Source organism: Pelomonas lactea (assembly GCF_043555885.1).
GTDB classification, from domain to species: domain Bacteria; phylum Pseudomonadota; class Gammaproteobacteria; order Burkholderiales; family Burkholderiaceae_C; genus Pelomonas; species Pelomonas lactea.
Genome location: NZ_JBIGHX010000008.1, coordinates 140639 through 154858, shown reverse-complemented (window position 1 = coordinate 154858; position 14220 = coordinate 140639). Strand labels below are relative to the sequence as shown.

General features: G+C 71.4%; 13 protein-coding genes. 7 read left to right on the top strand and 6 right to left on the bottom strand.

All coding sequences use genetic code 11. The features are described 5' to 3' along the window. Positions 1–6: 6 nt before the first annotated feature. Both ACG04Q_RS20275 and ACG04Q_RS20270 read right to left on the bottom strand, forming a co-directional pair. On the bottom strand, positions 7–2649 hold the full coding sequence (locus tag ACG04Q_RS20275) for a DUF6493 family protein (RefSeq protein ID WP_394513145.1): 2643 nt from the start codon (positions 2647–2649) through the stop codon (positions 7–9). Next, a complete protein-coding gene (locus tag ACG04Q_RS20270; RefSeq protein WP_394513144.1) occupies positions 2646–4004 on the bottom strand; it encodes an SWIM zinc finger family protein in 1359 nt (452 codons plus the stop codon). The genes ACG04Q_RS20275 and ACG04Q_RS20270 overlap by 4 nt, the downstream gene beginning before the upstream one ends. Before the next feature lie 91 nt (positions 4005–4095). On the opposite strand from ACG04Q_RS20270, the gene ACG04Q_RS20265 reads away from it, so the two are divergent. Further along, the gene (locus ACG04Q_RS20265; protein WP_394513143.1) at positions 4096–5055 is read left to right on the top strand and encodes a CysB family HTH-type transcriptional regulator; all 960 of its coding nucleotides are present in this window, start codon (positions 4096–4098) and stop codon (positions 5053–5055) included. A gap of 75 nt (positions 5056–5130) precedes the next feature. Next, positions 5131–6120 (top strand): sulfate ABC transporter substrate-binding protein, encoded by a 990-nt coding sequence (locus tag ACG04Q_RS20260; protein WP_394513142.1) that lies wholly within the window; start codon positions 5131–5133, stop codon positions 6118–6120. A 60-nt stretch (positions 6121–6180) separates the two neighbouring features. Here ACG04Q_RS20260 and ACG04Q_RS20255 read toward each other — a convergent pair whose 3' ends face one another. Together ACG04Q_RS20255 and ACG04Q_RS20250 are read right to left on the bottom strand one after the other, a co-directional pair. Next, positions 6181–6312: a hypothetical protein gene (locus tag ACG04Q_RS20255; protein ID WP_394513141.1), complete on the bottom strand. Its 132-nt coding sequence runs from the start codon at positions 6310–6312 to the stop codon at positions 6181–6183. Next, positions 6309–7226: an intradiol ring-cleavage dioxygenase gene (locus tag ACG04Q_RS20250; RefSeq protein WP_394513140.1), complete on the bottom strand. Its 918-nt coding sequence runs from the start codon at positions 7224–7226 to the stop codon at positions 6309–6311. Before ACG04Q_RS20250 ends, ACG04Q_RS20255 begins: the two co-directional genes overlap by 4 nt. 213 nt (positions 7227–7439) lie before the next feature. On the opposite strand from ACG04Q_RS20250, the gene ACG04Q_RS20245 reads away from it, so the two are divergent. Next, a complete protein-coding gene (locus tag ACG04Q_RS20245; RefSeq protein WP_394513139.1) occupies positions 7440–8960 on the top strand; it encodes a DUF1800 domain-containing protein in 1521 nt (506 codons plus the stop codon). Between the two features lie 5 nt (positions 8961–8965). Further along, a complete protein-coding gene (locus tag ACG04Q_RS20240; RefSeq protein ID WP_394513138.1) occupies positions 8966–10159 on the top strand; it encodes a DUF1501 domain-containing protein in 1194 nt (397 codons plus the stop codon). Here ACG04Q_RS20240 and ACG04Q_RS20235 read toward each other — a convergent pair. Together ACG04Q_RS20235 and ACG04Q_RS20230 are read right to left on the bottom strand one after the other, a co-directional pair. Further along, positions 10152–10706: a flavodoxin family protein gene (locus ACG04Q_RS20235; protein ID WP_394513137.1), complete on the bottom strand. Its 555-nt coding sequence runs from the start codon at positions 10704–10706 to the stop codon at positions 10152–10154. The two genes, ACG04Q_RS20240 and ACG04Q_RS20235, sit on opposite strands and share 8 nt — an antisense overlap. A 29-nt stretch (positions 10707–10735) precedes the next feature. Next, positions 10736–11473, bottom strand: coding sequence for a pirin family protein (locus ACG04Q_RS20230; RefSeq protein ID WP_394513136.1), 738 nt, complete (start codon positions 11471–11473; stop codon positions 10736–10738). A 100-nt stretch (positions 11474–11573) separates the two neighbouring features. Here ACG04Q_RS20230 and ACG04Q_RS20225 point away from each other — a divergent pair, with 100 nt between their 5' ends. From ACG04Q_RS20225 to ACG04Q_RS20215, 3 genes are all read left to right on the top strand, one after another. Then, positions 11574–12542, top strand: a complete 969-nt coding sequence (locus tag ACG04Q_RS20225; RefSeq protein WP_394513134.1) for a LysR family transcriptional regulator — start codon at positions 11574–11576, stop codon at positions 12540–12542. Then, positions 12542–13414: a tRNA glutamyl-Q(34) synthetase GluQRS gene (gene gluQRS / locus ACG04Q_RS20220; RefSeq protein ID WP_394513132.1), complete on the top strand. Its 873-nt coding sequence runs from the start codon at positions 12542–12544 to the stop codon at positions 13412–13414. Before ACG04Q_RS20225 ends, gluQRS begins: the two co-directional genes overlap by 1 nt. 130 nt (positions 13415–13544) lie before the next feature. After that, a complete protein-coding gene (locus ACG04Q_RS20215) occupies positions 13545–14207 on the top strand; it encodes a hypothetical protein (RefSeq protein ID WP_394513131.1) in 663 nt (220 codons plus the stop codon). Positions 14208–14220 lie beyond the last annotated feature (13 nt).

Here is a 14220-nt window from a genome sequence, read left to right as displayed (position 1 = left end):
CGAAAATCAGGCGAGCAGGGAGGCCTGGAGTTTGCGCGTGTTGCCGCTCGTCTTCATGTCGGACAAAGCGCTGCGGGCGTCCGACGGCAGCGCAAGCCCGTGGCGGGTCTTGAGCTCCAGCAGCAGATCCAGCACGAGGCCGATATCGCGTGGCGGATCATCCGGCCGGGCCTGCACCACGGCGCACAGCAAGGCGAAGGCCAGGCCGTGCACCTGCGGATCGATGCGCAGCGCCGCCTGCAGGCTCTTGTGCAGGCGCGCCGCCTTGGGCAGGGGTGTGACGAACAGCGCGCGGGTAAGGCCGTCGAGTTCGGGCCCTCCGGCCAGCCGCCCCTGGGCGTGAGCCTGCACCAGCAGGTCCACGGCGGTAGCGACCTGGCCGGCTTCCTTGCCGCACAAGGCCAGCATCAGCAGCAGCCGGGGCATGGGCGTCAGCGGCATGGCCGCGTCGAGCAGCACATCGAGGTAGGCGCGGTTGTGCCACTCCGCCTCCCACCAGTCGAGGTTGTTGCCGAAGGCCCAGGCGCCCTGGGCGCACCAGGCTTCGAGGTCGGACGGCAGCGTCGACGCGGCATAGCGCAACAACCCCGCCTCCCGCCCTCCGAAGGCCCAGCCGCGCCAGCTGTCCTCGGGCCAGCCTTCCGGCACATGCCGCGCAACAGCGAGGTGCGTCAACGGCGTGTCACGCGGCGCGGGCGGCGAGCTGATATGGAAGTCATGGTGCGTGTAGGTCTTGCCGTCCACCTCCCAGGTCCTGGGGCTGGTGTGCCAGGCATAGGTCGCCACCCGGGCGCCGTCAGGGCCGAGGCCGGGGTGGCGGCGGTCCAGCGCCGGGTCATCGGCGCGCGGGTGACGGATGCGCGCGGCGGCGGCGAACAGCGTGACCTCCGGACCGGGCTCGATGTCGTCACCCAGCGCGTAGCGGAAGGCGCGGACCAGGGGCGTGTCCGGCAAGGCCGCCGCGATGGACGGTGACGTGGTGCCGGGTGCAAGGCGCAGCAGGGCCTGCACCTGCTCGATCTCGGCGACCTTCACACCGGCTGCGGCGTGGGCGGCGATGCGCTCGGCCAGCGCCTGCGGCGCGATGAAGCCGCCACGGTGCGTGGCACAGGACAGCGGTGCCAAGCCCTGGCCGGCGGCGATCAGCGCCGCCACCGCGTCGATGCGCTCGCCCAGCGCAGCCAGCGCCAGCGGGTTGCCAAGCTCAGGATCGGTGTGTCGCGGCAGCCGGGTGCCGTCGACCGCAAAACACAGCAGCCGTGCCAGCTCCGCCGGCAGCGGCTTGCGCATCTTCAAGGCCCGCTTGGCCACCGGCGCAAAGCGCTTGCGGTCCTCGCCCGTCAGCGGTGCGGCCAGGGCCAGCCCCAGGACGGCGCGCTCGAAGGTGTCGACGTCGTCGGCGTGCTCGAAGACGTGAGCGATGCATTCGACCAGTTCCTGCGCATCGGCCAAGGCGGGCAGGCGGCGGTCCTCGTCCAGCGGCCGGGCTTGCCGCGCCGCTGCGGCGGCCGGCGCGGGAGCAGGCTCCGACGCAGCCACAGCCATCTCACCCAGCAGCTTCTGCAGCCGCGGCTGGTGGATGGCGGCCACCGTGGCGACGAAGGCGGGGAGCCGTTCGCGCGCCTGCGGCGTCAGCCCCCAGGCCTCCAGGCGCTTGAGCACACCGGCCTGGACGGGGGTTGCTTCGTGCAGCAGGGCGGGGACGAGGGTCTCCGCGGCGCGACGTGCGAGTGCGGGCTCGCGCTTCACGACGCCATCGAGCAACTTCAGCGCGGCGTCAACCTGCGCCTTGACCGTGGCCATCATCACCGGCGCCAGCGCGGCCAGCAGGCTGTCGCCGGCAAGCGGCACGGCCCCGTCCAGCACCTTCAGGGCTTCCAGCGCCATCGTCACCGTCGGCGGGATGCGGCTGGCGCACAAGGCCAGGTAGCGCGACAGGTGCGGCTGCATCTCGCCCGACGTGGGCGCAAGATCGCCGTGGAAGCGCGAGAACCAGCTGGCGCGGTACTGCGGCCAGTCCTTCTCCAGCGCGCCGAGGGTGAGGTCCAGCAGCTGGGCGCGCGTGGCGATGCCGTCATCCACCAGCGACAGCAGCAGCGGCCCCCAAGCGAGCTTCGGGTCCTTGCAGTATTTGTCGCTGGACGCCAGCGACGTCTCCGCCGTGCCCTCGATCTCGAACACGCGCAGCAGCGACGGCCGCAGACCGGGGTCGGCGGCGAACAGCTCGTCCAGCTTGTCGCGCCGCAAGACAGCATGGGGCAGCCCGATGAGGCGCAGCACATGGCCTTCATCGTCGGTGGGCAGCAGCAGGCCGGTGCGCACCAGCAGCCACATCTCCCGAGCCCAGGTTTCATGCTCGCGCATAGCCTCGACGAGGGCCGTCCAGTCGGCGCTGCGGGGCCGAAACTCACGGCACAGTGCGATCAGCAATACCTTGTCGACGACGCCGGCATTCACGACGTCACGCGCGGTGCCACAGAGGATGATGGCCGTGTCCAGCGCCTGGCGCTGCGCCGGTGGGTGCTTCGCGAATGCCATGACGGCGTCGCGCTGCCTCTCGCGGTCGGCGGCCGGCATCGCGCGTAGCACCCCCAGGGTCGCGGCCGCGTCACCGGCCTGGAGAGCGGATTTCAGCGCGGAAAGGATCATGTCGTCGGGGTTCGTTGGGTTTCGGCCGCCAGCACATGCTTGCAGGGCCCGCGCCGGCCCTGATGCGCGGCAAACCACGGGCAGGTGCAGCGCAGCTCTTCGTCCACCTCACGCACGCGGTGGTCGAGCTCGCCGCTGCGCACGGTGGCCTCGAAGGGCTGGCGTTTCAGCACGGCGACGGCATCGGCCTCCAGCAGGCGCTGGGCATCGGCCAGGCGGGGATGCATGTCCTCGATGCCGGACAGGTCCAGCGGCAGCACGCGGTGGAAGTAGCGGCCTTCGGCGACGTCGTAGCCGACCAGGCCGCTGGCGCCGAGTGCGCGCAGCGCATCGGCCACCTCGTCGACCGAAAGCGACAGTTCGGCGGCCAGCTGGGCCGCGTCCAGGTTGGCCTGCCAGTTCAGCGCCGCACGCACGCAGGCCAGCATTGGCGCGCCGCGCAGGCCGGCCTGCAGCAGCGCCCGCAGCGCCTGGCCTTCACCGGAGAAGCCACGCCAGGGCTCCGCGCTCAGGGCCAGCGTGAAGCGGGCGCTGCCCAGGTTCACGACCCAGGCACTAGCCTGGTGGCCGTCGTCGGCGTAGACGGCGAGGGACCGCGCGGTTGGCAGCAGCCCGTTCAGCGTCGCCAGGCGCCGCACGTCGGTGACGCGCACCGCGCCCGGCCCGGGCCGCGTCGACGTGAACAGCCCGCGCGGCCCCGGCCCCACCCACAGCGGCGTGCGGCTGGTCGAGGCCTTGGGCAGCGTGCGCAGGAAGCGCAGAGCCTCCAGGCCGGAAACTTCGAAGCGCCGCTGCATGGCGGCCTGGCAGGACTGCACCTCCACCATGCCGCGCAGCCAGCGCGTGGGCAGATCCACCTTGCGCTCGACGACCTCGGCGCCGCCCGAACGCAGGGTCAGCGCATCGGCACCGACGGACAGGGCCAGGCCGGCGTCGTCGCGTACGAGGGCCAGGGCCGCGCGCATGCCGGCGTTGAAGTCGACGTTGGTCGTGCCCTTGCCCACTACGCTGCCGTCGTAGGCCGCAGGCAGCAGGTCCACCCGGGCATAAGTGCTGCAGCAGGACGAGAAACCCTCGAAGCGCAGCAGGCCGCCACCCGAGGTGACAACCGGGTCGGCCAGGGCGATGGCGCGGGCAACGCTGTTGGCCGGCGTGAAGAAGCGTGCGCCGACGACGAGGTGCAGGGCCGTCAGCAGCTCGGTCGTGCGGCGCGGCTGCAGCAAGCGGCCTTCGAAGAAATGCGGTGCCGCGCCGCCTTCTTGCGCCAGTGCCGTGGCCAGGGTCAGCCGGGGCTGGGCCTCGTCGCTGAGGAAGGATTCGCGCGGATAGCGGTAAGCCTGGGTGAACGCATTCATCGCGCCGCATGATGCATCAGCGCAGATGTGAATAACGATATTGAAAAAACGTCGGCGACAGCATGAGCGGCCCTCTCCAGAATCCCGCCGCATGAACTTCCAGCAACTCCGCTCCGTCCGCGAGGCCCAGCGCCGCGGCTTCAATCTGACCGAGGTCGCGCAGGCGCTGCACACCTCGCAGCCCGGCGTCAGCCGGCAGATCCGCGAGCTGGAAGAGGAACTGGGCATCGAGCTGTTCGTGCGCGTGGGCAAGCGGCTCACCGGCCTGACCGAACCGGGCGAGCAGGTGCTGCCCGTCATCGAGCGCCTGCTGCAGGAGGCCGAGAACCTCAAGCGCGCTGCCGACGACTTCGCGCAGGCCGGCAGCGGCCGCCTGCGCATCGCTGCCACGCACAGCCAGGCACGCTACGCGCTGCCGCCGGCCGTGCGCGACTTTCGCGCCCACCACCCCGACGTCAGCCTGCACCTGCAGCAAGGCTCTCCGCAGCAGATCGCGCGGCTGCTGCTCGATGGCGAGGCCGACGTGGGCATCGCCACCGAGGCGCTGGCGCAGTACCCCGAGCTGATGGCGCTGCCCTGCTACCGCTGGACGCACTCGGTCGTCGTGCCGCCCGAACACCCGCTGCTGGACGGCCCGTTGACGCTGGCGCGCCTGGCGCAGTTCCCCATCGTCACCTACGAGCCCGGCTACACCGGCCGCTCCCACATCGACGACGCGTTTGCCGCCGCGCAGCTCACGCCGCACATCGTGCTGTCCGCGATGGACGCCGACGTCATCAAGACCTACGTCGAGCTGGGCCTGGGCGTGGGCATCGTCGCGGCCATCGCGTTCGACGAGGAGCGCGACCGCCACCTGCGCGCCCTCGATGCCCGCCACCTGTTCGCCGACAACATGACGCGCCTGGCCGTGCGCCGCAGCGCCTACCTGCGCGACTACGCCTACGAGTTCATCCGGACCTTCGCGTCGCCGCTGACGCGCGACGTCGTCGACGCCGCCCGCCATGACGCACCTGCCGCCGAGCCGGTGCTGGCTTGGTCGAAAGCCGCATGAGCTAGCGCGTTCTTCGTCGTTCACGGCGTACCAGTGCCTGCCTAGAGTGAGGCCCTGCCTCCTAACGCCAACACCATGCGCCGCATCCTCACCGCACTCTCCCTCGCCGTCGCCGCCACCGGCGCCCTCGCCCAAGCCTCGCTGCTGAACGTGTCCTACGACCCGACGCGCGAGCTGTACCAGGACTTCAACAAGGCCTTCGCCGCCCAGTGGAAAGCCAAGACCGGCGAGGCCGTCAGCATCAAGGCCTCGCACGGCGGCTCGGGCAAGCAGGCCCGCTCGGTCATCGACGGACTGGAGGCCGACGTCGTGACGCTGGCACTGGCCTATGACATCGACGCGCTGGCCGACCACAAGCTGCTGGCGCTGGACTGGCAGAAGAAGCTGCCGCAGAACGCCACACCCTACACGTCCACCATCGTGTTCCTGGTGCGAAAGGGCAACCCCAAGGCGATCAAGGACTGGCCGGACCTCGTGCGCAACGGCGTCGCGGTCATCACGCCCAACCCCAAGACCAGCGGCGGCGCGCGCTGGAACTACCTGGCCGCCTGGGGGTACTCGTTGAAGAGCGGCGGCACGCCGGCCCAGGCGCAGGACTTCGTCAAGAAGATCTATGCCAACACCAAGGTGCTGGACTCAGGCGCCCGCGGCTCCACGACGACCTTCGTTGAACGCGGCATCGGCGACGTGCTGATTGCCTGGGAGAACGAGGCCTACCTGGCCGTCAAGGAACTGGGGCCGGAGAAGTTCGAGATCGTCACGCCCAGCATCTCCATCCTGGCCGAGCCGCCCGTGGCCATTGTCGACAAGGTCGTTGACAAGCGCGGCACGCGCAAGCAGGCCGAGGCCTACCTGAACTATCTTTACAGCCCGGAAGGCCAGGAGATCGCGGCGCAGAACTACTACCGCCCGCGCGACGCCAAGGTCGCGGCCAAGTACGCGAAGACCTTCGGCCCGGTCGAGCTGTTCACCATCGACGAGCTGTTCGGCAACTGGCGCCAGGTGCAGAAGACCCACTTCGACGACGGCGGCACGTTCGACAGGATCTACGCCCCCGGCAAGTAAGACCCCGCATTGATGACCCTCTGAAGGCCAACGTCCGCAAGGGCGCTGGCCTTCTCTCATTCACGGCCGCGCTGCGGCGGCGTCGGCCAGATACAGCGCAACACGGGAGCCCTCCGCGGTCGCGGCCAGCCGCCCGCCCCAGGCCAGCAGCACGGCCGCGACCATGACCGCCAGTTGCCGCCTCTTCTTCACGGCGGCCCACCCCGGCCACGCGGCAGCGCGCCGCGCGGTGGCGCACCAAAGCCCATGCGCGGCGGGCGCGGCAGTCCGCCAGGGGGCGGCATGCCACCGGATGGGCCGTCGGCCATGACGGGGTTGGACACGCTCGGGTCCACCCCCACGACGATGCCCGCGGCGAAGCCTGCATCCACGCTGCCGGTCAGCGTCAGCATCTCGCTGACGGCGCCGTCGCCGAACACGTTGTCGTCCTCCAGCCGCAGCACCGACATGTTGGGCCCCTTGCCGTACAGCCGGCTGGCGTAGACGGCGGCCGTCGCGTCCGCCGGGAAGGCGAACTGCGTCGTCGCCTGCGACGGGCTGGCGCTGGTCAGAGATGCGCCGGCCAGGAACACCATGCAGTGGATGTGCGTGATGCGCCCCTCGTACCAGCCGGGGTAGACGGTGCTGAACGTCACGCAGCCGTCGGCGTCGGTCTTCTGGATGCCGCGCAGGAACGTCGTCGGCGACGGGCTAGCGCCGGCCATGTCGTCGTAGCCCGAGTACTTGCCGTCGCGGTCGCAGTGCCACACATAGACCCAGGCACCGGCAAGCGCCCGGCAGCCGCGGGTGACGTCCACCAGCTTGATGCGCAGCGCCAGCGGCACGCCGGGGCGGCCCTCGGTGATGTCGGCGCGCAGCAGCGCGTCGCCAGCCAGCATCGCGCGCAGCGGGAACGGGCCTTCGGTCTCCGTGGGCGCCAGGCTGCAGCGGGGAGCGCCGGCCACGAGCCGGGCGAGGCCGGCCTCGGCGGCGGCATCTGGCACAGCGGGGCGGCCGGTGGCGGCACAACCCGCCAGTGCCGCGCCACCCAGCGCGGCTCCCAGCACGCCACGGCGGGAAGGGATCTCGGGGCCGGCTTGTGCCGGTAAAGCGAATTGGTTTGTCATGGGAAAGGTGCTCGGCGCTCATCGCTGTCGGCCCTCACTGTCGCGGGACCGGGTTTCGCGCATGTCTGCGGCATGTTTCCAGCCCGACACAAAGACGCCCCCCGCAGCAACCTCCGGACACGGGCGCGTTCAGGGTCTCTGCTAGCCTGACACCGTCAACCTCCGGACCTGGGCCGCCGTTGGGCCCGGGCTCCCGCTCCAAGGCCCGGCCCGATGAAACACCTGACCCGTCTTGTGCTGAGCGCAGCCGCCCTGCTGGCCGGCTGCGCGGCGCAGCCTCCGGCACCCGCCGCGAGGTCCACCGCCAGCGATGCGCTGTGGCTGGACCGCCTGAGCTGGGGCGCCACTAGCGCCGACCTGGCCACCGTGCGCAGCCAGGGCCGCAGCGCCTGGCTGGAGGCCCAGCTCGAACCCCTCGCGCCGGCTCCGCTGCCCGGCGCCGCGCAGGCGCAGATCCAGGCGCTGTCCATCACGCAGACCGAGCTGCTGCCGCTGGTGCAGCGCCTGGAGGCGCAGCGCAAGGCGGCCGATGCGCTGACCGACGACGCCGCCAAGGCCGACGCGCAGAAGGCCTACCAGCAGGCAATGACCCAGCTGGCGCGCGAGGCCTCGGCCCGGCAACTGCTGAACGCGCTGTACTCGCCCCGGCAGTTGCAGGAGCAGTTGGCGTGGTTCTGGTTCAACCACTTCAACGTGCACCAGTTCAAGAGCAACCTGCGCGTCATGGTGGGCGACTACGAGCAGGGCCTGCGCGAGCGGGCGCTGGGCCGCTTTCGCGACCTGCTGGGCTACACGGCCCACCACCCGGCCATGCTGCGCTACCTCGACAACGAGCAGAACGCCGCCAACCGCATCAACGAGAACTACGCGCGCGAGCTGCTGGAGCTGCACACGCTGGGCGTGGGCGGCGGCTACTCTCAGCGCGATGTTCAGGAGCTGGCCCGCGTGCTGACGGGCCTGGGCGTGAACCTGACGGACACGAAGCCCAAACTGAAGCCCGCGCAGGAAGCGCAGTACCGGCGCGACGGGCTGATGGAGTTCAACCCGGCACGGCACGACTTCGGCGACAAGCAGCTGCTGGGCATCACCGTCAAGGGCAGCGGCGAGGCCGAGCTGGAACAGGTGCTGGACTTGCTGGCCCGGCATCCGAGCACGGCCCGCTTCGTGAGCGCCAAGCTGGCCCGGTACTTCGTTGCCGACGAGCCGCCGCCCGCGCTGGTGGAGCGCATGGCGCAGCGCTGGCTGCAGGGCGACGGCCGCATCGCCGACGTGCTGCGCACGATGGTGGCCTCGCCCGAGTTCGAGGCCTCGCTGGGCCGCAAGTTCAAGGACCCGACGCATTACGTCGTCTCCGCCGTGCGGCTGGCCTACGCCGACAAGGTGGTACTGAACACCGGCCCCATGATCGGCTGGCTGTACCGGCTGGGCCAGGCACCCTACAACCGCCAGACGCCCGACGGCTACCCGCTGGATGAGAACGCCTGGGCGGGCCCCGGGCAGATGACCACGCGCTTCGAGATCGCCCGCGCCATCGGCAGCGGCAGCGCGGGCCTGTTCAGGGTGGACGGCGAGGCCAGGGAACGGCCGGCCTTCCCGCAGCTCGCGAACCCGCTGTACTACGACGGCATCGCGCCACGCCTTGCCGCGGCCACGCAGCAGGCGCTCGCGCAAGCCACATCGCCGCAGGAATGGAACACCTACCTGCTGGCCTCCCCCGACTTCATGCACAGGTGATGACGATGGACCGACGCTCACTGCTGCAGTTCGGCCTTGGCGCGGCGCTGCCCACGCGCCTGTGGGCCGCCCCGCCCGGGGCTTCGGCCCCCCCGCCGCGCCTGCTCGTCGTGTTCCTGCGCGGCGCCTACGACGCGGCCAACCTGCTGGTGCCCACATCGTCCAGCTTCTACTACGAGGCCCGCCCCAACATCGCCATCGCGAGGACGGCTGCGCTGCCACTCGACGCCGATTGGGGCCTCGCCCCCGCCATGGCCGACAGCCTCCACCCGCTGTGGGCCAACGGCCAAGCCGCCTTCGTGCCGTTCGCCGGCACGCACGACACGTCGCGCAGCCACTTCGAGACGCAGGACCACATCGAGCTGGGCCAGGCCGATGGCGGAGCGCGCGACTTCCGCAGCGGCTTCATGAACCGGCTGGCCGGCGTGCTGGGCGCGGGCGCGCCGGCCAGCTCACGCCTGGAGGCCATGGCCTTCACCGACCAGGTGCCGCTGATCCTGCGCGGCGACCGCCCCGTGGCCAACCAGGCGCTGCGCGAGCTGGGCAAGCCGGCCATCAACGCGAGCCAGGCGCAGGTGATTGCCGGCATGTACGCCGGCACGCGGCTGCACGGCGCGGTCAGCGGCGGCTTCGAGGTGCGGGAGGAGGTGTCGCGCGAGATGGCCGGCGAGATGGAGGCCGCCAGCCGCGGGGCCATCGCTGCCAAGGGCTTCGCGCTGGAGGCCCGGCGCGTCGCGCGGCTGATGCGCGAGCGCGTCACGCTGGGCTTCATCGACGTGGGCGGCTGGGACACCCACGTCGCCGAAGGCGGCGCGACCGGCCAGCTTGCCACGCGGCTGGGTGAGCTGGGCCGCGGCCTGGCGCTGTTTGCCGACGAGATGGGCCCGCAGTGGCGCAACACCGTGGTGGTGGTGGTCAGCGAATTCGGCCGCACCTTCCGCGAGAACGGCAACCGCGGCACCGACCATGGCCACGGCAGCGCCTGGTGGGTGCTGGGCGGCGGCGTCAAGGGTGGGCGCGTTGCCGGCGAACAGGTGGAGGTCAAGGCCGCCACGCTGCATCAGATGCGTGACTACCCGGTGCTCAACGAGTACCGGGCGACGCTGGGCGGCTTGTTCAGGCGCCTGTACGGCCTGAACGACGCGCAGCTGGCGCAGGTCTTCCCTGGCGCCAGCCCGCGCGACCTGGGCCTTATTTAGTCCAGCGCGCCACGACCGCCTTCACGCGCTCGCCGAAGGCCTTGGCCGTGGCGATGTCGCCCGGCACCATCTCCTCGGCCGACGCGTCGCTGGGCGTCTGCGTGATGAGGCCGGCGTAGCCGCCCAGGTTGTTGATGTCGTCGCGCGTGGCGGCCTTGTGGTTGGGCGCCTTCAGGCCCATGCCCACCCAGATCATGCCGTGCTGCTGGCTCAGCGTGTGCAGGTACTGGATGGTGCCCTGCTTGTCGCCGTTCAGCGTGGCGCTGTTGGTGAAGCCGGCGGCGATCTTGTCCTTCCAGACCTGGGCATACCAGGGCTTGCTGCTGGCGTCGGCGAACTTCTTGAACTGCCAGCTCGGGCCGCCCATGTAGGTGGGCGTGCCGAAGACGATGCCGTCGGCCGCGGCCAGCGCGGCCCAGTCGGCCTCGGTGATGTTGCCTTCGGCGTCGATGGCGATCAGCTGCGCACCGGCCGCGCCGGCCACGGCCTCGGCGACCTTCTTGGTGTGGCCGTAGCCGGAGTGGTAGAGGACGACGATCTTGCTCATGGTGGACTTTCTCCTGCGGTTGACGAGATTCAGGCTGCGAGGTCAAAGACGAGGACTTCGGCGTCCTTGCCGGCGGACAGCGTGAGGCGAGATGCTTCACGGACTTGCAAGGCATCACCCGCCGTCAGGTCTTGCCCGTTGACGTTAAGCGATCCGCGAACCAGGTGGATGTAGGCCAGGCGGCCGGGCGCAAGGGTCAGCTCTGCGGCTTCGGCACCGTCGAACAGGCCCGCGTACAGCTTCGCGTCGGCATGGATGGTCACGGCGCCATCCGCGCCGTCGTTGGCCGCCACCAGGCGCAGCTTGCCGCGCTTGGAGGCCGGGTCGAAGTGCTTCTGCTCGTAGCTCGGGGCAATGCCGCGCCGGTCCGGCATGATCCAGATCTGCAGGAAGTGCGTCGTCTCGTCCTTGGCGTGGTTGAACTCGCTGTGCATCACGCCGGTGCCGGCGCTCATGCGCTGCACGTCGCCGGGGCGGATGACGCCCGCTTCCTTGCCGTTCTGCGCCGCCCCGCTCTCGCCGTTGCCCATGCTGTCCTTGTGCGCCAGCTCGCCCGACAGCACGTAGCTGATGATCTCCATGTCGCGGTGGCCGTGCGTGCCGAAGCCGCGGCCCGGGGCGACGCGGTCCTCGTTGATGACGCGCAGCGCACCGAAGCCCATGCGGGCCGGGTCGTAATAGTCGGCGAACGAGAAGCTGTGGAAGGACTTCAGCCAGCCATGATCGGCATAGCCGCGGTCGCTGGACTTGATCAGTTGGGTGGTCATCTCAGGCTCCTTGCTTGTTGGCGATGGAGTCAATGTAGGAGCCGGTCTGTCGCCCATCGACCAGCGCGGCTTGAGGACACCGTTCAAATAGACTGAACGCATGCCACACACACTCGACAAGCGCCGCGCGCTGACGCCCGAAGCCCTGTCCATGATGGACACCATCGCCCGAACCGGCAGTTTTGCCGCCGCCGCCCGCGAGATGGGCCGGGTGCCGTCGGCGCTGACCTACTCCGTGCGCCAGCTGGAGGACGCGCTGGACGTGCTGCTGTTCGACCGCAGCTCGCGCCAGGCCGTGCTGACCTCGGCCGGCCAGGAGCTGCTGGTGGAGGGCCGGCGGCTGCTGCAGGAGCTGGACGCGGTGGCCAACCGCGTGCGCCGCATCGCCACCGGCTGGGAGAGCGAGCTGACGCTGGTGATGGACGACGCCGTGGCCCGCCGCGCCGTGTTCGACCTGATGGAGGCCTTCTACGCGCAGCGGCTGGACGACGGCACGCCGCCGCCCACGCGGCTGAAGCTGCGCGTGGAGGTGCTGGCCGGCACCTGGGAGGCGCTACTGCACGGCCAGGCCGACCTCGCGCTGGGCGTGCCGGCCCAGTCGGCCAGCAGCACCATCCACTGCGAGCCGGCCGGCGAGCTGGAGTTCGCTTTCTGCGTCGCCCCGCACCACCCGCTGGCACAGCTCCCGGAGCCGCTGACGGCCGCCGCCATCGCCGAGCACCGCATCATCGCCGTGGCCGACAGCGCCCGCACGCTGCGGCCCATCACCGTGGGCCTGCTGCCGGGGCAGGACGTGCTGACCATGCCCTCCATGGCCACCAAGCTGGAGGCGCTGCTGCGCGGCCTGGGCTGCGGCTCGCTGCCGGTCAGCATCGTGCGCCGCCACCTGGAGGCCGGCCGCCTCGTGCGCAAGGCCACCTACGAAGGCCGCCGTGCGGGCGTCATGCACTACGCCTGGCGCGACACCGGCCAGGCGCCCGGCAAGGCGCTGGCCTGGTGGCTGGACAAGCTGCGCAGCGACGCCACGCGCAAGGCGCTGCTGGAACAGCACGAAGGCCTGCTCCTCTGATGTACCGGGGACGCTTCGCCCCCTCGCCCACCGGCCCGCTGCACGCCGGCTCGCTGGTGGCCGCGCTGGCCAGCTGGCTGGACGCCCGCACCCACGGCGGACAGTGGCTGGTGCGCATCGAGGACGTGGACGGCCCGCGCTGCCCGCCGGGCACGGACGCGGTCATCCTCGGCCAGCTCGCGGCGCTCGGCTTGGTGCCGGACGAGCCGCCCACCTGGCAGTCCCGCAGGGGCGAGCTGTACCAGGCGGCGCTGGACCGGCTCATCGCTGCCGGCCAGGCCTACGGCTGCGCCTGCACGCGGGCCGAGATCGCCGCGGCGATGGGCCCGCGGGCCAAGCACGGCGAGCTGATCTACCCCGGCACCTGTCGGCCCGAGCGCGGCGGCACCCGCGGCCGGCCGGCACGCGCCTGGCGCTTCCGGGTGGCGGGCCACATCGACTGGCAGGACCGGCAGCTCGGCGCGCAGTCGCAGGACCTGGACGCGGAGGTGGGCGACTTCGTGCTGAAGCGCGCCGACGGCCTGTGGGCCTACCAGCTGGCGGTCGTCGTCGATGACGCCGAGCAAGGCATCACCGACGTCGTCCGCGGCGAGGACCTGGCCGACAACACGCCCCGCCAGATCGCGCTGCAACGCGCGCTGGGCCTGCCAATGCCGCGCTATCTGCACACGCCGCTGGTGCTGGCCGCGGACGGGCACAAGCTGTCCAAGCAGAACGGCGCGGCGGCCATCGACCTGGCCGACCCGCCCGCGCGGCAGCGCGAGGCGGCCGAGCGGCTGGGGCTGCCGGCACCGGCGGCGCACCTGGGCCTGGCCGACACGCTGGCCGCCGCGCAGCAGGCCTGGGCGGCGCGGTACGGCCCGGCGCGCTGAAACGCCGACGGGCCCTCGTCGCCACCGGCTCGCCCTCGTCGCCCGCGGCGGGCGCTCGTCGCAGCGCGCTGGGCACCCCGGCGGACGCTGCAGACACTGCGCCCCGTCAGCCACTCCCCCGGTACAACCCATGGACTACCGCAGCCTTCTCGTCATTCCCATCGCCGTGCTGGCGCTCAGCGCCAGCAGCGCCGAGCCCCTGCGCCTGCCGACCGGCTGGCAGGGCGGCGCCAGCCTCACCTGGCCGGCGGGCCCCACCTATGCCTACGGCGTGGCGCCCGACACCGAGCAACAGGCCTCGCGCGCGCTGACCGTGCAATCGCTGGGCCGGCGCCAGCCCACCGAACTGGGCGCGGTCTGGCAGAGCGTCGTCGGCTACACCGGCAAGCGGGTGCGCTTCACGGCCGAGGTCAAGGCCACCGGCGCCGACGGCTGGGCCGGGCTGGTGGTGCGCGACGGCTTTCTGCCGCTGTACCTGCTGCCCACGAGCGCCGACGAACCCGAGCCCGCCGCGCAGGCCGGTGCCGCGGCCTGCGCGGACTGGTGCGAGGTCAGCGTCGTCGCCGACATCCCGGCCGACGGCATGGGCGCCGCCACCGTGGGCCTGGCGCTGTTGGGCAACGGGCAGGTGTGGGCGCGCGGCTTCAGGCTGGAGGTCGTCGGCACCGACACGCCGCTGACGACGCACCGCTTCGCCGCCGCACAGACCGCCGCGCTGCGCGAGCTGATCGGGCGCAACCAGCGCGCCCAGGCTGGCCAGCCCACGCCGCCCGGCAACCTGGCACTGCGCTGAGCCCCCAACACCC